We start from the raw sequence: 18,815 nt of genomic DNA on the forward strand, positions 1-18,815 counted from the left end.
TGCGAGGAGGACGGCTTGGGGGAGTGGTATGGCTGACAAGAGCCTGCCTTGAGTTTTTCAGCGCCTGTGAGACCGAGCGCCGCCCGCGCGGCGCTTCGCGGCACAAGGCCGCTCCCACATCTGTTTCGGGCCAGTTATTCCTGTGCCTTTGGCGCGCACACCCTGGGTGCATGGCTGTAAATCGAAAAAGAGCAGCGCCACCTTCAATATCGAATGGAACCAACAAGGCGGCAGAGGAGGCCTCACAGAAGTGACTGGCCCGAAACAGATGTGGGAGCGGGCTTGCCCCGCGAAGCGCCGCGCGGGCGGCGCTCGGTCTCACAGGCGCTGAAAAGGTTGCGGCGAACTACATCCCACCCCGCCGCACATGCTTCACCAGCACCTTCTCCAACAACTCCCACATCGCAGGATCGGTACTGAACGCCACATTGAAGCGCATCCACCCGGTCGCCTTGGCATCCACCATGAACAGCTGCCCAGGCCCAAGCATGATGCCTTTCTCCAACGCATCATCCAGCAATGCGGCGCTGTCCGGAATCGCCGGGTGGCGGGTCCAGATGTACATGCCTTCGTCCGATTCGATGAACAGTTCGAAACCCAATCGATGCAAATGCCGGCCAACTTCCTGATGCGCCTCGGCCAGCCGCTGGCGCAGGCGCTTGAGGTGCTTGCGCCAGCGCCCGTCGATGATCGCGGCATACACCACGCGCTCCATCACCTGCGAGGTGGTCAGGCCCGAGCGCATTTTCAGGTGCAGTAGCTTCTGCATCAGCTCGGGGTTGGCCACCATGTAGCCGACCCGCACATTGGGCGAAATGCTTTTCGAGTAGCTGCCCACGTATACCACTTGCTGCAGGTGGTCGAGGCTGGCCAGGCACGGTTGCGGCTCGGCGACCATGTCGGCGTACAGGTTGTTCTCCACCAGGCGGAAGCCGTGCTGGCTGGCCAGCTGCAGCAGGCGGTGCAGCTGTGGCAGCGGGGTGCGCGAGCAGGTCGGGCTGTGCAGGTGCGGCTGGGTGAAGAACGCCGTCGGGCGGTGGTGGGTGAGCAGTTGCTCCAGCTGGTTCAGGTCGTAGCCGGCCGGGGTGCGCGGTACGCCGACCAGGGTCGCGCCCTGGGTGCGCAGGATGCTCATCAGGTTCGGGTAACCCGGGTCGTCCACCAGCACCACATCACCCGGGCGTACCAGTGTGCGCGCCGCCAGGTCCAGCGCCTGGCTGGCGCCATGGGTCAGCATCAGCTGCGCCGGGTTGGCGACGATCGACAGTTCCTGCTGCAGGTTCTGCGCGGTCAGGGCGCGCAGCTCCAGCAGGCCCATGGGGTCGCCGTAGCCCGACAGTTCCAGCGGGCTGCCGGCCACTTGGCGCAAGCCGCGGCGCAGGCCTTCTTCGTACATCCAGTCGTTTGGCAGCCAGCCGCAGCCCGGCTTGAACGGCAACTGGCGGATCTCGAAGATCTGTTGCAGGTACCATTCGGAGTTGAACGTTGGTCGGGTGGTGTCGGCCTCGGCGTTGTGCTGTTCCAGCAGCTCGCCTGCGGCCCGGTTGACGAAGAACCCCGCATTGCCCCGGCTCACCAGCAGGCCTTGGGCGACCAGGCGGTCGTAGGCCTCGACCACGGTGAAGGTACTCACCGAATAGCTCGCGGCAAAGGCGCGGATCGACGGGACCTTGGCGCCAGGCTTGAGGGTCTGGTTGTCGATCGCCTCGCGCAGCCCGTCGATGATCTGGTTCACCAATGGGGTCGAGGAGTCTGGATGTAATTCGAACATTCGGGGCCTTCAGGGTGCGTATCGCCTGGCGTTTGCAGGGTGTACTGCATGGGTGACCTGTACAGTGCAGTGCGAGATTCATGCCACTGTGCATGGCTCTCTGCGTCGGACATTTTTACATTAGGTGTCGGATATCGCCACATAAAGCATGTTCAGTTCGTTCGAAGGGCAAACCTTCGGGCGCGTCAGCAGGCCGCCATGGAGGGCCTGCGTGTGTTTGCTCACACCATCCTGCCCGCATTAGCACTGATGTACAGGTGAAACCGCCAGCCATCGGGGTTTCACGGTTTTCCTTGGATAAAAAGAAGCACGGGGTACACAACTGATGGACGCAACATCCACAACCACCACCGCGAAAAGCGGGCACGAGAGCAAGCTCAGTGCCTCGCTGAAGTCGCGCCACCTGACGATGATGTCGATCGCCGGGGTTATTGGCGGCGCCTTGTTCGTCGGTTCCGGCAGCGTGATCCACAGCGCCGGCCCAGCCGCTGTCCTGGCCTATCTGGCAGGCGGCATTCTGGTGGTGCTGATCATGCGCATGCTGGGTGAAATGGCGACTTCCTCGCCAGACACCGGCTCGTTCTCTACCTACGCCGACCGCGCCATTGGCCGTTGGGCCGGTTTCACCATCGGCTGGCTGTACTGGTGGTACTGGGTCATTCTGATGGCCTGGGAAGCTTATGTGGCGGGCAAGATCCTGCACGGTTTCTTCCCCGATGTGAGCGTCAACGTGTTCGTGCTGGCCACGACCCTGTTACTGATTACCGTCAACTTCTTCAACGTCAAGCACTACGGTGAGTTCGAGTTCTGGTTCGCCTTGATCAAGGTGATCGCGATCGTCTGCTTCCTGATCGTGTGTACCGCTGCGGTCATGAACGTATGGCAGTTCGGTGAAGTGCGTGGCATCAGCCACCTTACCGCCGAAGGCTTCATGCCCAATGGCATCACCACTGTGGTGGGTGCCTTGCTCGGGGTGATGTTCGCCTTCCTCGGTGCCGAAATCGTCACCATCGCCGCTTCCGAAGCCAAGGACCCTGCTGCGCAGATCGTCAAGGCGACCAACTCGGTGGTCTGGCGTGTGTGCCTGTTCTACGTCGGCTCGATCTTCCTGATCGTCTGCCTGGTACCGTGGAACGACCCGCACCTGGGCGTTTCCGGCTATGGCGCCTACCGTCGTACCCTGGAACTGCTGGGCGTGCCGTATGCCGAGCTGCTGATGAACTTCGTGGTGCTGACCTCGGTGAGCAGCTGCCTGATCTCGGGCCACTATACCGCTTCGCGCATGCTGTTCTCCCTGGCCCAGCGTGGCGACGCGCCGTCGTTCTTCAAGATTACCCGTGCCGGCACCGGTGTACCGGTGTACGCGATCATGGGCTCGTGCGCCGTGGCCGTGGTGTGTGCGCTGATCAACTTCAGCGAAACCCTGCGCCCGAAAGACGTGCTGGACACCTTGATGAACACCACTGGCATGATCGCCTTGCTGGTGTACCTGGTGATTGCCTTCTCGCAGCTGCGCATGCGCCGCAAGCTGATCGCCGAGGGCAAAGAGGTGCGCCTGAAGATGTGGTTGTTCCCTTGGCTGACCTACCTGGTGATCGCCTTCATTGTGGCAGCCTTGGTGACCATGGCCTTCATGCCTGACTACCAGATCCTGGTAATCTCCACCGGTATTGCCGCGGCAATCGTGGTGGCGATGGGTGTGGTGCACCAGATCCGCTCTGGCAGCAAACAGCACTAAGCGCTACTTGTGTGTGGAAACGGCCGGCTCCTTTGGGGACCCGGCCGTTTCGCGTTGTTGCGCCTGGTGTTTTTCGGCGGGCATGTGGAAACGCTGGTTCATCCATGGCGAGCCGAGCAGCGCCGCAGCGGCGATCAAGGCCAGGATGGCGAGGGCGATGCAGGTTCTCAGGGGCGTGCGCATACTTGGACTGACTTCAGGCACAGGTGGTCAGTTCCGACCCTGTTGCCGGCGATGGGCTGCAAGGCAGCCCCAGGGTTTCACACCGAGCGATGAAGGCCTTGGCGGACGCCCTCTACGCCCGCCTCATCATGCAGCGAAATCCGCGAAGTCTCCGGCAGCGCCAACCCACCCACCAAGGCCACCAGCGCAATCACCACCAGGTAGAACGCCGGTGCCAGGCTGCTGCCGGTCTGCCCGATCAGCCAGGTCGCCACCAGCGGCGCGGTACCGCCGAACAGCGTATACGCCACGTTGTAGGTGATCGCCGAAGCGGTGTAGCGGGTGCGGGTAGGGAAGCTCTCCGACAGCAGCGCCGCCGTCACCACACCACTACACAACGCCCCCACCGCCAATAGAATCACCCCCAGCAGTGCGCCCGCCAGCGAGCCCGAGCTGGCCAGCCAGTACGCCGGGAACACGCACAGCATCACCCACAGGCAGGTAAAGCCGATGGTCTTGCGCCGCCCGACCCGGTCCGAGAATGCCCCGGCCAGCGGGCAGCCGATGGCGGCAAACAGCAGGGCCACGGTGGTTACCAGCAGCGACTGCGCGCGGGTCAGGTTGCCGACCAGTTGCAGGTAGGTGGCGAAGTAGGTGGTGAACATGTAGAACGACAGCGCAGTCAGCGAAATGAACGCGCCCAGGTTGCGAATCGCCCGGCCATGGTGGCGCAGGGTTTCCTTGAGCGGCGAATGCTCGTGCTCCTTGCCCTGGGCCACGGCTTCGCGGAACGCCGGGGTTTCCTCCATGCGCCAGCGCAGGTACAGGCCGACCAGCCCCAGCGGTGCGGCAATCAGGAACGGTATGCGCCAGCCCCAGGCATTCATCGCCTCGGTCGACAGGCTGGCTTCCAGGCCGTAGGCAATCACCGCTGCACAGGCAAATGCGGAAAACGTCGAAACCGGCACGAAGCTGCCATAGAAGGCCCGTTTGTCATTGGGCGCGTGCTCCATCAGGTAGGCGCAGGCGCCGGCATACTCGCCGCCGGCCGAAAAGCCCTGCAGGCAGCGCGCCAACGTCAGCAGCGCCGGGGCGGCGAGGCCGATGCTGGCGTAGGTCGGCAACAGGCCGATCAGGGTGGTGGAGCCGGCCATCAGCAAAATGGTCAGCGACAGGATGCGCTTGCGCCCCAGGCGGTCGCCGAGGGCGCCGAACACGATGCCGCCCAACGGGCGCAGGGCGAAGGCCACGGCGAAAACGGCAAAGGTCTTGAGCAAGGCCACGCTGGCGTCTTCGCTGGCAAAGAACTGGCTGGCGATCAGCGTGGCGAGAAAGCCGTAGACGGCGAAGTCGAACCATTCGACGAAGTTGCCGATGGCCGAGGCGGCGATCACCCGGCGCAGGGTGGCGGGGGATACCTCATGAGGTGTGGGCATGTGGGTGCTCCGGTTCCATTGGCAGCCATGATGAGAGTGGCGCGGTCGGGCCGCGCCATCATTGTTGTGCTTGCCAGTAGATAACCGGGCGCTGCAGGGCGCTTTGTCGAGGGCGACCTCGGGATACCTGATTCAACCGAATTGATGGGCCGACCATGATGGCCCTATCGCCGGCAAGCCAGCTCCCACAGAATTTGCACCGCACTCAAGGCTTGTGCAGTACCTGTGGGAGCTGGCTTGCCGGCGATAGGGCCATGCGCTCAGAAACGCATATCCAGCGCCAGTTCGAGGGTACGCGGCGGCCCCATGTAGTACTGGCTGTTGTAGGCCTGCTTGGCGTACACCTCGTCGGTCAGGTTGCGCACCCGCCCGGTCAAGGTGGTGTGTTCATCCAGCCGATAACGGGCGAACGCGCCGAACAGGGTGTAGGCTGGGGCCTTGAGGCTGTTGGCGTTGTCGGCATACACCGAGCCCACGTAGCGCCCGTCCGCGCCCACCGACCAGGCCGGCGACAAGCTGTAGGTCAGCCACAGGTTGGCAACATTGGCCGGCACGTTCACCGGCGCATTGCCCTTGCGCGATACCGACACGCCGTTGACCGCTTCGTTGAACTCATCGTAATGGGCATCGACGTAGGCATAGTTGGCCTCGGCCAGCAGCTTTGACGTTACCTGCAGGCGCCCGGACAGCTCGACACCGCGGGAGGTCTGCTGCCCGGCTTGAACGGTCAGGTTGGCATCGTTCGAGTCGCGCACGGCAAAGTCCTTGCGCACGATCTGGTACAGCGCCAGCGTGGCTGCGCCGCGGCCGTCGAGGAAGTCGAACTTGCTGCCCACTTCCCATTGCTCACCCTTGGACAGGTCGAACAGGCCGACGTTGGAATAGGTCGCCGCTGCCAGCGACCCGGCCGGCAGGTCGGCAGAGGAGCTCTATTGCGCGTAGACGCTGGCCGAAGGTGTCAGCGCATAGGTAAGGCCGATACGCCCGGACAGCGGTTCCCAGCGCCGTTCGAAATACGCCGGCGAGGTGGGCGTCACCGCGCCGTAGTTGGTTACCTCCATGTCCAGGTAGTCGTACCGCAGGGCCGTCAGCAGGGCCAGGCGCTCGGTGAGTTGCAGGCGGTTCTCGGCAAACACTGCGCGGTTGGTCACCACGTGGCGGCGTTGCTTGGTTACGCCAGCATTCACCCCGGGGATGTCATCGAAGCTGCCGGGGTCGGAGTGGTCGGCATCAACCACGTCGGTCCAGCTGCTGGAGGTGGGGTAGAGGGTCTGGCGCATGCGTGAGTAATCCAGCCCCAGCGACCACTGGCTGGCCAGGCCGAACAGCTGGTTGTCGTGGCGCAGTTCGATGCGGTCGCCCAGCAGGTTCTGGTCGTGGCGCTGCAGGTAGGGGCTGCTGCGCTGTACCTGGCCATTGGTGGTGTAGGCGTAGCGTTCGAGGTTGCGGTAATCGCGTTGGGCGTTGTAGTGGTACAGGGTGTTCTGCACGCTGGTGCTGTCGCTGATCTGGTAGTCGAGGATCGAACGCAGCCAGCGCACCCGCTGCTCATAACGGCCATCGCCGACGTTGTAGTTTTCGAAGCGGCGGCTCTTGTCGATCTTCATCGTACTGCGCCCGGGCAGGATCGGTGAGCCCCAGTAAGGGCTGTCTTCACGGTCCTCCTGGTACTCCAGCGCCAGGGTATGGGTCAGGTTGGGTGCCAGATCGCTGAGTAGCGAGAAGGCCAGGCTGTCGGTGTTGCGTTCGTTGCGGTCGACATAGCCGTTGCCGTGCCCGCGGCTGAAGTCCAGGCGCATGAAGTGGCGCGCATCGGCGGGGTTGCTGGCCAGTGCCTGGTTGATGCCGAAGGCCACTTCGCTGTCGTCGAAACTGCCGTAGCGGATACGCCCGTCAATGATGTGCGCGTCGCGGCTGGCCAGCTTGGTGATGTAGTTGATCGAGCCGCCCACGGCGCCTGCGCCATGCAGGAACGAGGACGGCCCACCAATCAGTTCGACACGGTCGAGTACCCAGGCATCCACCGGCCGGGTGGCGCTGCTGTAGCCCAGGTTGATGCCGTTGTACAACTGGGTGACCTGGTTCTGGGTGAAGCCGCGGTAGGCGACGAAGCCGCCAAAGCCGGGGTTGGCCGAGGCGTTGACGCCGGTCATGGCGTTGATCACGTCCTGGCTGTCGTTGGCGCCGCGCTCTTCGATCAGGCGGCGGTCGGAAACGCTGACCGAGGCGGGTGTTTCCCGCGCGGTAAGGCCTAGGCGTGAGCCGGTGCGGATCGGCTCGTCCAGTTGCACGCCGCTGGCGTTTTCGCGTTCACCGTCGATGGTGGTGGCGCTGAGTTCCACGGCGGCGTTGTTCGCCCAGGCAAGGTTGCAGGTGCTCATCAGGAGCACCAGTGAAGTATTGCGAAGCATGTTGGTAGGGCTTCCACGCAAAGGTTATGGCTGACGGCGAGCGCGCTGGCAAGCGCGCCCGGCTGAAGTCAGGCGATATGAAGTACGGCTGCGGGGAAGACGGCGGGGGAGGCGCGGGGGTTGAGGGCAGGGCGTTGATAGCGTGGTGGCGGTTGTGCCCAGCTGCGCACGACGATGGGCGAGGTGGCCACGGCTTGCGCCGGGGTGAACGACCAGCCGCCGCTGCTGAGCGGCACGGCCAGGCCGAATGAAGAACACACCGGGCAGTCGAGCTGGGCCATGTGCTGGTCGCCACCGGCACCGGCACCGGCACCGGCACCGTCGAGGTCGATGGCCACGCCGTGCTCGCTGTTGACCGAGCAGAAGCCACCTTCCAGGCCGGCCAGGCGCAGGCCGCCCATCTGGCCGTGGTGCAAGCCACACAGCAACAGGCTGAAAAGGACGCTGGCATAGAGCGTCCAGGCAGTCAGCGTGCGGGTGTGCCAGGTGGTTTTCATGGGGGCGAATCTACCACCCTGATGAACGGTCGGGTAGCGCTTTGGCCGGATAATTTTGGGGCTGCGCTGTGTGGGAGCGGGCTTGTCCCGCGAATGGGGCTACGCGGTATTTGGCACCGGCTACGCCGGTGTTCGCGGGACAAGCCCGCTCCCACAGCGCTCCCAGGGACTTATCAGGCCGCCCGCTCCAGCACATCCAGCAAATCGACAAACTCCATCGCCAGCTTGTGCCGCGGCGCCAGGTGCACCAGCGGCACCGAAGCCTGGTGCGATTCGCGCATCTTGATCGAGCTGCTCAGGTACACCGGCAGCACCGGCATGCCTTCGCTGCGCAACTGCTCGACCAGGGTCTGGTGCAAGGCGGTGCGACCGGCGAACTGGTTGACCACCACGCCCTCCACTTGCAGCGCCGGGTTGTGGTCCTGGCGCAGCTCTTCGACCTCGGCCATGACACTGTGCAGCGCCTGGCGCGAGAAACTGTCGCAGTCGAACGGGATCAGCAGGCGCTCGGCCGCCACCAAGGCGCTGAAGGTGTAAAAATTGAGCGCCGGCGGGGTGTCGATGTAGATCCGTTCATAGTCCTCGCCCAGCTCCACCAGCAGCTTGCGCAGCTTGTTAATCTTGAATTTGCTCTCCAGCTTGCTCTGCAGGTCGCTGAGGTCGGGGCTGGCGGTGATCAGGTGCAGGTTGCTGTAGCGGGTTTCTGTGATTGCCACGCGGTGTTTCTTGCCGGCTGCGGTGACGGGCGACAGGGTCTGGCGGAAGAAGTCGGCAATGCCGGCAGGGATGGCGTCATTGACCAGGCCGGTGAGGTAGTAGGTGGCATTGGCCTGCGGGTCGAGGTCGACCAGCAAGGTCCGGTAGCCTTCGGCGGCACTGGCTGCGGCAAGGTTGCAGGCGATGCTGGATTTGCCGACGCCACCTTTCTGATTGAAAACCACACGACGCATGAGACGCTCATCCATGAAATGAAAATGTCAGGTTGGGGTCAATCCTATGACTGAAACACTGCAGTTTTATGACAAGGACTGTTACAACCAGTTAGGTTCATATTCTTCATGTGGCAATGGGCTTGCCTTGAACTGTGCATCGTCTGTTCCGGCCTCTTCGCGGGTGAACCTGCTCCCACAGGTTACTCGCCAGACTCAGGCAATCACCAGCCGATTACGCCCCGCCTGCTTGGCCCGGTAGAGCGCTCGGTCAGCCTCACTCAATATTTCCCCTGGCTCGCTACCTGCCTCGCCATCCCAGCGCGCCACCCCCAGTGAAACCGTCACTGCCCCAACAGGCTCCACCGGCGTATCCTGCACCGTCACCCGCAACCGTTCGGCCACCACTGCCGCCACCTCCAGGCTGGCCCCCGGCAGCAGCATCAGAAACTCCTCACCCCCGGTGCGGCACAGCAGGTCACCTTCGCGGCAACAACGGCGCATCAGCTCTGCCAGCCGGCGCAGCACCTGGTCGCCCACCTCGTGCCCGTGGTTGTCATTGACCCGTTTGAAATGGTCGATATCCAGCACAATGGCCGAAAATGCCCGGCCTTCGGCTTCGAGTAGCGACAGGTTGAGTTCCAGGCTGCGGCGGTTGCCCAGGCCGGTCAACGGGTCGGTCTGGGCATCACGGTTGAGCCGGCCGATGCGCTCTTGCAGCAAATTCAGGCCAAACAACAAGGCGCGCTTGAGTTCTGCCGCCTCGAAGTACCAAGCCCGCACCCGATGCAGGCGCTCGGCGGTGCCAACCCGGTCCATCGAGCGGGCACCGGCAGCCAGTTGCCAGAGTGGCCGGGCGATGGTCATTGCCAGCCACCAGAGCAGCAGGCAGCCTACCAGTGCCAACGGGACAGAGGTGCCCACCACATTCTGGATCAGCGGGCTCAGCGGCATGATCGTTTGCGCCAACGGCTGCTGTGCCACGATGCCCCAGCCGGCACTGGGGACGGTGGCGTAACCGGCGAGCACTTCCACGCCCAGGCTGTTGCTCAGTTGCCGGGTGCCGCTGGTCAGTGTCGCCAGCTGGTCAATCAGCGCGTTGCCCTCTACCACCGTGCCCACCCGCTGGCTGTCGGGGTGGTACAGCAGACGGCGGTTGCGATCGACCACATACAGGTACGAGCCGTCCTGGTGGAAGTGTTCGCCCAACAGGCTGTTGAGGATGTTGCGTTCACGCAGGTACAGGCTACCGCCGACATACCCCAGGTAACGGCCGTTGCTGTCGAAAATGGGTTGTGACAGTGCCACTATCAGATTTTTGGCAGCCGACAGGTAGGGTGTGGAAACCAGCGGACGCTGTTCGCGCAGTGCCTCCTGAGCGCCTGGTGTTTGCACGAGGCTGCCGACCAAGTGGCGTAGCGGGGCAGGGGATATCGCCAGCAACACGCCGTTGGCATCGACCACGAATGTGGAATTGAAGGCCATGCTCTGGCCCAGCACGCGGTCGGTCTCTACCTGCAGTGCAGCGGCGTCGCTCTGTTGCCGGCCTTGTACGCTGGCACTGTACGTCAGCTGCTGCAAGGCATTGGCGATGAAGGTTTCGGTGATGCTGGCCAGCTTGGTCGCATACACCCGGTTGGCTTCCAGGGCATGGTCGATCAGCAATTGGCGCTGCACCCGGTAACTGGCGAAATAGCTGGCGCACAGCATGACCACGGCGGTAAGGGCGCAGAGCACCAGAATGAGTGTACGTAGATCCAGGCGCAATCCCTGACCTCGGGTAATCAAAAGAGGGCTACGAAAAGGGATGACCCTGTCGGCCACGTTTCAAGAGCCGGACTTGTCCAGCGCGTTGAGTTCGTCTTCCACCTGCTGCATGCGCTGCTCGACCAGGGCTTGCACCTTTACATCGCGGGCAGTCTCGCGCATCAACGCAGTGAGCTTTTCGCTCAGGCGCTTGCCGTCTTCGGTGTCTTCCAGGGCGCGGGCCTTGGCCGGGTCCTGGGTGGCGGCGACGATGCTGGCGAATTCGGCGTCGCTGAAATTCTTTTCGCTGTACAGGCGGAACAGGTCCTGGCGCTGGTCTTCGACTGTCAGGTGCTTGCGCAGCACCTCCTGGATGGTGGCTTGCGACAGCCGCGGGTGCGTGCGGCCGAGCAGCTCGGCCATGCGTTCGATGTTGTGCGTGTAGGCATCCTGCAGCGGCAGCTGGGCGAGGATCTGTTCTTCACGGGAGGGCTTCTGGTCGCAGGCGGCAAGGGCAACAATCATCAACAGCGGCAACAACAACTTCTGGAAGCGAGGCATGGCGTGGCCTGGTCGGGCAGTGAAGGCTGGCGATTATACCGATGTCTGCCAGGCCGCGACGAGCCCTGTGATTTGCCTTGAGCGGCCTGCTGCGGTAGAACCTTGGCCTCCCAACCCTTGCCAAGTGCCTGATGCCGAACTGGACCCTGCAACCTGTGCCGCGCGATGCCATTGCCGAAGTGCTGGCGTTTGTCGACAGCGCCCGTCGCGCGCTGTTCCCGATGCTCGCCAACGCGCCGTTGCCGCGTGACCTGGCGCAATTCGCCGAAACCTACCTGGAGGGTGAGGGCTGCTTCCTGGAGGCCCGCGATGACGGGCGACTGGTAGCGGTGATCGGTTACCTGCCCTATGACCACCGTTTTGCCCAACTTGATTATCGCGCAGAGCGGGTGGTCGAAGTGGTGCGCCTGTTCGTGCTGCCGGCCTACCGCAGGCATGGCCTGGCTGCCGCGCTGTTCAATGCACTGCGCGCGCGTGCGGTACAGGCGGGCATCGGCTGCCTGTACCTGCATACGCATCCGTTTCTGCCGGGCGCGATTGCGTTCTGGGAGCGGCAAGGGTTTGCTGTGGTGGATGTGGAGCAAGACCCGGTCTGGCAAACCACACACATGCAGCTGCGGCTGGGCTGAATTGTGGGAAAGCGCCTACAGCGTTGCTTTGCGCGTGATCTACACGTTCATTTCCATGGCGCTACGCCTTGCTTAACTTCCTCTGTGCACGATTATTTCATGGCATCAGGGGGGAGTTTCACGATGGCATACATGGCCCTTTACAGGCTCAAACTGCTGGACGAGTTCGACGACCGCACAGACCCGTGGACCTATGAAGATTTCGAGCGCCGGTTGATGGCCTTGTGGCGTGGGGCAAAGCCGCACCACGCCAAGGGCCTCATCAAGGCGGCGCATAAGGAAAGGCTCTGGCCAAGGGCCGTGGAGCGCTACTTGCTGACGCATTACCGGGCTTTTGGCCATGTCAGTCCGGCGCTGGAGCGTGCGTTTGCCGAGGTGGTGGCAGCGATGAGTGTGCAGGAGCGTGCGCAGTGGGGGTTGTTACCTGCGGGAAGCTCGGTTGCCTGATGGAACCGGGGGCCGCTGTGCGGCCCATTCGCGGCACCAGGCCGCTCCCACAAAAGCCCTGCCTATGCGGATCAATGTGGGAGCTGCCTTGTGCCGCGAATGGGCTGCAAAGCAGCCCCAACCCAGGCAGCGCGGTCTATCAGAACCCGCCCGATATCGGCCATTCCACCGCCAGCCGAATCTGGTCCCCATCCAGCTCCGCCTGCGCCGTATTCCCCCGGTGTACGTTATGCCTCAGTGAAAACGTGGTGCCCTTGGCCTTGCCGCTCTGCACCACGTAACGTGCTTCCAGGTCGCGCTCCCAATGCTTGCCACCCTTGCCATACCCCAGGTACGCATACCCGCCGTTGGGGTCGACATGGGTGCCATCGATGTCGAACCCGCGCACGTACAATGCCGTCAAGTTCAAGCCTGGCACGCCGTAGGCACCCATGTTCAGGTCATAACGCGCCTGCCACGACTTTTCGTTCGGCGCGTTGAAGTCCGACATCTGCACTGCGTTGGCAATGAAGATCGCGCCCCGCGTTACATAGTCGAATGGCGTGTTGCCGTCCACCTGCTGCCAGCCCAGGCTGAAGCCGTGTGGCCCCTGGTTATAGCGCGAGACCAGGCTCCAGGTGGTGTTGTCGATACGCCCGGACAGCGCCTTGCCGGTGTCGGTGGTGCGGTAAAGGTTGAGGTCCAGGCTGACGCTGCGTTGGGCATCCAGCGCATGGCTGAGGGTACTGCCCAGGTAGTGCTGGTTCCAGCTGTCCTCATAGCGCGAGGTGTACAGGCTGGCGCTCAGTGCGGCGCTTGGGTTCCACACGGCGCCGGCCAGGTCGAAGCTGTTGCCCTGGCGGCCGTTGGAGTAGTTCACCACAAAGCCCTGATCGTGGCTTGAGGCGTTGCGGTCGGTGCTTTCGTTGAAGTGCCCGGCCACCAGCTTGAGGGTGTCGAATTCGTTGCTGGTGAGGAAGAAACCGGTGGCGGTCTCGGGCAGCAGGCGGCTGTCGGAGGAGCTGAACACTGGGGTCTTGACCCGTTGCTCGCCGTAGGACAACACGGTATTGGACAGGCGCAGCTTTACCGCCGCGCCGCCACGGCTGTATTCGTTTTTCGGGTGCCCGTCGTTATCGACGCCCAGCAAGCGTGCCTTGCCCGCGCGCCCACCGCCGCTGTCGAGTTGTACACCCAGGTAGGCGTGGGCATCGACGCCGACCCCTATCAACCCTTGGGTGAAGCCGGACTGGAAGCTGCCCATCAAGCCATAGGCCCATTCCTCGGCCTTGCCATTACGTTCGTTGCGCGGCTTGTAGGCGTTGCGCGCAGCGCTGTTGCGCCCGCCGTGCTTGTAGTCGCGCTGGTCGAACACGCTGCGGTTGAGGATGCTCCAGTTGCCGTCCTCGACAAAACCGTTGCTTTGCGACTGGGCCGAGTCGGCCAGGGCGAAGGGTGCCAACCCCAGCAGGGGTAGCGTCAACCAGAGCCGGCTCACTGGCCTGCCTCAAGTTTCTGCAGTTGCGCTGCGAACCGGGTTTTTGCCCGCGCCGGCAAGCTGGCGGGCAGTTCGGCAGCCGTCGCGTCACCCACCTGGACCACCATCACCATGCCCATCGCCAGGTGTGGAGTGCACTGAATGCCATATACGCCCGGTACCTTGAAGGTTTGTTCGAACGGCTGGTTCAGCTTGCTCTTGAACGGTTCGGCCCCGGCGGGCAGCAGGCCCGCCACGCTGGCGGCGTTGTGCCCACTTTGGGTCGGCAGGAAACGTACGCTGTCGCCGGGGGCGATGTGCAGGTGGTCCGGTTCGTAGACCATGGCGCCGTCGCTGCCGCGGTTGAGCATTTTTACTTCATGCACTTCGGCCAACGCGGCAGGGGCAAGCAGGGTGCTGGCAAGCAGCAGGGCGACAGGGCGCAACAGCATGGGCGGAACTTCCTGGTTCAGGGGGCGCGAAAGCGCAGGATGCGCGCGCCGTCGAAAGGGTCGGTGAGGTAGCGGGCGTGAACGCCAAAGGTGCTCAGCAGGCGTTCGGGGGTAAGCACCTTGAACGGTGTACCAAGGGCGACCAGGCGGCCTTTGTCGAGCACCGCGACACGGTCGCAAGTCAGCGCCTGGTTGAGGTCATGCAGGGCCACCAGGGTGGTGACCGGCAGCGCCTGTACCTGTTGCAGCAGGCTCAGCTGGTGCTGGATGTCCAGGTGGTTGGTCGGCTCGTCCAGCAGCAGCACTTGCGGCCGCTGGGCCAAGGCGCGGGCGATGTGCACGCGCTGGCGCTCACCACCGGACAGCGACCCCCACAGGCGTGTGCGCAGATGCAAGGCATCAAGGTCGGCCAGCGCCTGCTCGACGATGGCACGGTCAGCGCGGGAGAACGGTGCCAGCGCCGACAGCCACGGCGTGCGCCCCAAGGCAACCGCGTCGAACACGCTGATGGCATCGAGGGTGTCGGCCTGTTGCTCGACCAGCGCCAGGGTCTGGGCAACACGACGGCGGGGCATCTGGGCCAGTGGCTCGCCCATCAACTGCACACGGCCGCTGGCCGGCTTGCGCAGGCCAGCGAGCAACTTCAGCAGCGACGATTTGCCAGAGCCGTTGGGGCCGACGATGCCCAGGGTTTCGCCGGCAACCACGTTGAGGTCGATACCGTTGAGTACTGGATTGCCGGCCAGTTGCAGGCCCAGGCCCTGGCAGCTGAGTGGCGCAATGGCGACAGCGGTCATGACCGTCATGGGCGCCCCCGGCGGCTGACCAGGATCAGCGCGAACACCGGTGCACCGATCAGGGCAGTGACCACACCCACCGGGATCACCTGGCCGCTGATCAGTGTGCGCGAAAGGATATCGGCGGCAATCAGGAACAACGCGCCGCCCAGCGCACTGGCGGGCAGCAGGCGGCTGTGCCCGGGCCCAAGCAGCAGGCGCAGGGCATGAGGGATGACCAGCCCGACAAAACCGATGGCACCAACGATGGACACCATCACTGCCGTCACCAGTGCCGCACAGCTGATCAGCAGCAATTGGGTGCGCCGCACCGCAATACCCAGCGAAGCTGCCGAATCGGTGCCGAAGGTAAACGCATCCAGCGCACGACGATGCCACAGGCACACCAGCAAACCGAACAACGCCACCGGCACCGCCAGCCACACCGAAGGCCAGCGCACGCCGCTGAGGTTGCCCAGCAGCCAGAACAGGATGCCGCGTGCCTGCTCGGCGGTGGCCGACTTGGTGATCAGGAACGCCGTCAAGGCGTTGAACAGTTGCGAGCCGGCGATCCCGGCGAGGATCACCTGGGCATTGTTGCTGCTCGGGCCAGCGGCGCGGGCCAGCACCAGCACCAGGGCGAAGGCGGCCAGGGCGCCGATGAAGGCCCCGGCAGACATGCTCAAGGCCAGGCTACCAAGCCCCAGCAGGCCGACCAGTACGGCCCCGGTCGAGGCACCGGCAGACAGCCCCAGCAGGTAGGGTTCGGCCAAGGGGTTGCGCAACAGCGCCTGCAGGATCACCCCGCACGTGGCCAGGCCAGCACCGCAAGCCGCCGCGACCAGGCTACGGGTCAGGCGGTAGTTCCAGACGATGCCGGCGTCGATCGGGTCGACTGGGTAACCGGCCTGCCACAGGTGGTTGGCCAGTACCTGGCCGACTACGCTGGGCGGCAGGTTGGTTTCGCCGATGGCAGTACCGGCCAGCAGGGCGACCAGCAAGGCTGCCAGGGCAACTGCGATGCAGGGTAACAGGCGCGTCATCACGGGGTTGCTTTACCGCTGACGAAGGCTGTGGACAAGGTCTGCAGCCCGGTGAACAGGCGGATGCCGGCCTGCATGGCGTCGGCATCAAGGATGATGATGCGGTCGTGTTTTACCGCGTCCATGTTGCGCGTGACCGGGTCGCTGCGCAGGAATGCCAGTTTCTTCTGGTAGTCGTCGGCGGGGAAGCGGCGGCGGTCCATGCGGGCGATGATCAGCCAGGTCGGGTTGGCCTTAGCCAGGGTTTCCCAGCCTACGGTTGGCCATTCCTCGCTGGATTCGACCACGTTGCGCACGCCCAGGGTGCGCAGCATGAAGTCGGCGACACCCTGGCGGCCCGCCACATACGGGTCGATATCCAGATCGGCGCTGGAGAACCAGAACAGTGCCGACGTGGCCGACAGGTCCTTGCCGGCCAGCTGCGCCTTGGCGCCGTCCAGGCGGCCTTTCAGCTCGGCGTTCAGTGCCGTCCCACGCGCCTGCACGTCGAAGATTTCCGCCAGCTGGCTGACGCTCTTGTAGATGCTATCTACCTGGAACGCCTGCAGGCGGGTGCCGTCGGCGCCGACCAGGTTGTCCTTGCCTTCACAGTCCGAGGGCAACAAGTAGGTGGGGATCTTCAGCTCATCGAACTGCTCACGGGTGCCGACCACGCCTTGGGCGCCGACCATCCATTCGAACTGCACCGCCACCAGCTGCGGGCGTTTGCCGACCACCGCCTCGAAGCTGGGGTCGTTGTCGGCCAGGCGCGGCACCTTGGCGTTCACCGCCTGGTACTCGGGCAACACGTTGTTGAACCACAGCGAGGTACCCGCCAGCTTGTCGCCCAGGCCCAGTGCGTAGAGCATCTCGGTACCGGCCTGGCCGATGGTGACCGCGCGCTGCGGCGCCTGGGCGAAGGTCTGCGGTTTGCCGCAGTTGTCGACCGTCAGCGGGTAGTGGGTGGCGGCAGCCTGGGCCAGGCCGGTGAGGCCGAGGCCGGCGAGCAGGGTGGCGAAACGGGGCAGCATGCTGGGCGATCTCCTATCGGACAGTTCACGGAATGAACGCACGGACAGGCATCGCCGCGCCCCCGCTGGCGGCAGGGGCAACACTGATGGCCAATCCCGGACACCCCGCCGGTTGGTGAATGTAGGCCGGCAGGTCTCCTGACTGGTGCGTCACGGCCCGGCTCCGGCCTTCCCGGGCAGTTATACCCAGTGGCATCGATGGAGCAGGCTCGGCACCTACAGTTGCGGGGGCAGTTCCGATTGGCCCGAAAGGACGGGCCCGGGATTCCCTATTAATTCCGTGGTGGAAACCGGCGGCCCGCATGGTAGACCATCGCGCCGCCGGGTGAAAACGCTTTTCAGAAGTACTTCAGCCAGCGCATGTCGCGACGGCGCTGTTTCAGCTGGGCAAACCAGCGCACCGGCAGGTACAGCGAAACTGCCAGCAGCACGGCACCCAGCCACACCCCGGCGATGCCGTCGAAGCCGAAGTAGTCGCCGTGGTTGAGGCCGAACAGAGCCACGCTGGCCAGGTACAGCAGCTTCAGCACATACAGGTGCAGCAGGTAGAAGAACATCGGTGCCGCACCGAACACCGCCAGGGCGCTGATCCAGCGTGCCTGGCCGGCGCGTTCGAAGGCGCGCAGCAACAGCAGGCCGCAGCCCAGGGTCAGCGCCAGGAACAGCAGCGACGGTGGGTATTTGGTGATGTTGAAGAAGCTCATCAGGGTTTGCGTGAAGGTGGGGTAGCCGCTCCACGGTGCTTCGCCATAACCGTTGAGCATACGCAGTACGACAAAGCCCAGCAGCGCGAGCAACCCGGCCAGCAGCAGGCGGTGCTGACGCTGCCCGGCCTCGCTGCCACGGGCAAACCACGGGCCCAGGCCATAGCCCAGGGCGATGACACCTATCCACGGCAGCACCGGGTACGAGGTGCGCAGGCGCAGGCTGTCGGAGCATTCCAGCCAGCCGCGGTCATGCAGGATCGCCCATGGCACATGCAGGGCCGATTCCACACCAAAGTGCAGGCTGTCGAGCAGGTTGTGGCCAGCGATGATCACCGCCCCCAGCGCCAGCAACGCGGCGCGTGGCAACCATACCAGCAGCGACAGGGCAATCATGCTGATACCAATGGCCCAGATGACCTGCAGGTAGATCACGCTGGGCGGCAACTGGAAGGTCCAGGCAAAGTTGACCAAGGTGAACTCCAGCACCACCAGGAACAGCCCGCGCTTGAACAGAAACGCCGAGACATCGCCACGGCCCTGGTATTTCTCGCCGTACAGCCAGGCCGAAAGACCGGTCAGCAGGACGAACACCGGCGCGCACAAGTGGGCCAGGGTGCGGCTGATGAACAGCGACGGCTCGGTGGTGTCGATGGCCATTGGGTCGCTGACCTGGCGGTGCAGGAAGAAGGTCTCGCGGACGTGGTCCAGGAGCATGAACAGAATCACCAGGCCGCGCAGGGCATCGATGCTCTGCAGGCGCTGGGTAAGCAGGGTAGGGGTGGCGCTGGCGCTTGTCATGGAGGGTCGCTGATGGGAATTGATGTCAAGTGAAACGTTATCTTATAACTAATTGATCAGGGGTTGGTAGTGGTTTTTGTGTTGGCAGTGCGGGCCTCTTCGCGGGTGAACCTGCTCCTACACAGGCACAGCACAGACGCAGTCCTTTGCAGGAGATCACCCAGCCCTTCCGGGCTGCGCTGTCTCGCAGAGAACAATGGCCATTGTGGGAGCGGGCTTGTCCCGCGAAGAAGGCAACCCTGTGTC

16 protein-coding genes, 1 pseudogene and 1 riboswitch are annotated in these 18,815 nt (G+C 63.9%); of the genes and pseudogenes, 3 read left to right on the top strand and 14 right to left on the bottom strand.

The features are described from left to right. Nucleotides 1-346 precede the first annotated feature (346 nt). Nucleotides 347-1,771 (bottom strand): PLP-dependent aminotransferase family protein, encoded by a 1,425-nt coding sequence (locus tag ACI2KG_RS27895; RefSeq protein ID WP_404664103.1) that lies wholly within the window; start codon nt 1,769-1,771, stop codon nt 347-349. 325 nt (nt 1,772-2,096) lie between these two features. On the opposite strand from ACI2KG_RS27895, the gene ACI2KG_RS27900 reads away from it, so the two are divergent. Further along, nucleotides 2,097-3,509, top strand: a complete 1,413-nt coding sequence (locus tag ACI2KG_RS27900) for an amino acid permease (RefSeq protein ID WP_400621472.1) — start codon at nt 2,097-2,099, stop codon at nt 3,507-3,509. A gap of 3 nt (nt 3,510-3,512) precedes the next feature. On the opposite strand, the gene ACI2KG_RS27905 is transcribed toward ACI2KG_RS27900, so the two are convergent. From ACI2KG_RS27905 to ACI2KG_RS27935, 7 genes and pseudogenes are all read right to left on the bottom strand, one after another. Then, nucleotides 3,513-3,692, bottom strand: a complete 180-nt coding sequence (locus ACI2KG_RS27905; protein WP_404664104.1) for a hypothetical protein — start codon at nt 3,690-3,692, stop codon at nt 3,513-3,515. A 77-nt stretch (nt 3,693-3,769) separates the two neighbouring features. Then, nucleotides 3,770-5,107 (bottom strand): MFS transporter, encoded by a 1,338-nt coding sequence (locus ACI2KG_RS27910; RefSeq protein WP_404664105.1) that lies wholly within the window; start codon nt 5,105-5,107, stop codon nt 3,770-3,772. 260 nt (nt 5,108-5,367) lie between these two features. Further along, a pseudogene (locus ACI2KG_RS27915) lies at nt 5,368-7,518 on the bottom strand (TonB-dependent receptor). Between the two features lie 68 nt (nt 7,519-7,586). Next, complete coding sequence (locus tag ACI2KG_RS27920; RefSeq protein WP_404664106.1) at nt 7,587-8,015, bottom strand: DUF2946 family protein; 429 nt, start codon at nt 8,013-8,015, stop codon at nt 7,587-7,589. A 173-nt stretch (nt 8,016-8,188) separates the two neighbouring features. After that, entirely contained in the window at nt 8,189-8,965 is a 777-nt protein-coding gene (locus ACI2KG_RS27925; RefSeq protein WP_404664107.1) for a ParA family protein, read from the bottom strand. Nucleotides 8,966-9,160: 195 nt separating this feature from the next. Continuing rightward, a complete protein-coding gene (locus ACI2KG_RS27930; RefSeq protein WP_404664117.1) occupies nt 9,161-10,654 on the bottom strand; it encodes a diguanylate cyclase in 1,494 nt (497 codons plus the stop codon). 117 nt (nt 10,655-10,771) lie between these two features. After that, nucleotides 10,772-11,251 carry a hypothetical protein gene (locus ACI2KG_RS27935; protein WP_404664108.1) on the bottom strand — a complete coding sequence of 160 codons (480 nt, stop codon included), beginning with the start codon at nt 11,249-11,251 and terminating at the stop codon, nt 10,772-10,774. A 131-nt stretch (nt 11,252-11,382) separates the two neighbouring features. Between ACI2KG_RS27935 and ACI2KG_RS27940 the strand changes: the two genes are divergently transcribed. Continuing rightward, nucleotides 11,383-11,880 (top strand): GNAT family N-acetyltransferase, encoded by a 498-nt coding sequence (locus ACI2KG_RS27940; RefSeq protein WP_404664109.1) that lies wholly within the window; start codon nt 11,383-11,385, stop codon nt 11,878-11,880. Nucleotides 11,881-12,012: 132 nt separating this feature from the next. Next, complete coding sequence (locus ACI2KG_RS27945; RefSeq protein WP_404664110.1) at nt 12,013-12,327, top strand: hypothetical protein; 315 nt, start codon at nt 12,013-12,015, stop codon at nt 12,325-12,327. 139 nt (nt 12,328-12,466) lie between these two features. Here the strand turns inward: ACI2KG_RS27945 and ACI2KG_RS27950 are convergent, their stop codons facing one another. The 6 genes from ACI2KG_RS27950 to ACI2KG_RS27975 form a co-directional block, all read right to left on the bottom strand. Beyond that, nucleotides 12,467-13,804 carry an OprD family porin gene (locus tag ACI2KG_RS27950; RefSeq protein WP_404664111.1) on the bottom strand — a complete coding sequence of 446 codons (1,338 nt, stop codon included), beginning with the start codon at nt 13,802-13,804 and terminating at the stop codon, nt 12,467-12,469. Beyond that, a complete protein-coding gene (locus ACI2KG_RS27955; RefSeq protein WP_404664112.1) occupies nt 13,801-14,235 on the bottom strand; it encodes a pseudoazurin in 435 nt (144 codons plus the stop codon). Before ACI2KG_RS27955 ends, ACI2KG_RS27950 begins: the two co-directional genes overlap by 4 nt. Before the next feature lie 17 nt (nt 14,236-14,252). Further along, the gene (locus ACI2KG_RS27960) at nt 14,253-15,041 is read right to left on the bottom strand and encodes an ABC transporter ATP-binding protein (protein WP_404664113.1); all 789 of its coding nucleotides are present in this window, start codon (nt 15,039-15,041) and stop codon (nt 14,253-14,255) included. Then, nucleotides 15,038-16,054, bottom strand: coding sequence for a FecCD family ABC transporter permease (locus ACI2KG_RS27965; protein ID WP_404664114.1), 1,017 nt, complete (start codon nt 16,052-16,054; stop codon nt 15,038-15,040). Before ACI2KG_RS27965 ends, ACI2KG_RS27960 begins: the two co-directional genes overlap by 4 nt. Next, the gene (locus ACI2KG_RS27970) at nt 16,054-17,064 is read right to left on the bottom strand and encodes an ABC transporter substrate-binding protein (protein ID WP_404664115.1); all 1,011 of its coding nucleotides are present in this window, start codon (nt 17,062-17,064) and stop codon (nt 16,054-16,056) included. The genes ACI2KG_RS27965 and ACI2KG_RS27970 overlap by 1 nt, the downstream gene beginning before the upstream one ends. A 110-nt stretch (nt 17,065-17,174) precedes the next feature. Continuing rightward, nucleotides 17,175-17,374, bottom strand: a riboswitch (cobalamin riboswitch). Between the two features lie 28 nt (nt 17,375-17,402). Next, nucleotides 17,403-18,569 carry a DUF1624 domain-containing protein gene (locus tag ACI2KG_RS27975; RefSeq protein WP_404664116.1) on the bottom strand — a complete coding sequence of 389 codons (1,167 nt, stop codon included), beginning with the start codon at nt 18,567-18,569 and terminating at the stop codon, nt 17,403-17,405. Nucleotides 18,570-18,815 lie beyond the last annotated feature (246 nt).

Source organism: Pseudomonas sp. NPDC089407 (genome assembly GCF_044900445.1).
Taxonomy (GTDB): Bacteria; Pseudomonadota; Gammaproteobacteria; order Pseudomonadales; family Pseudomonadaceae; genus Aquipseudomonas.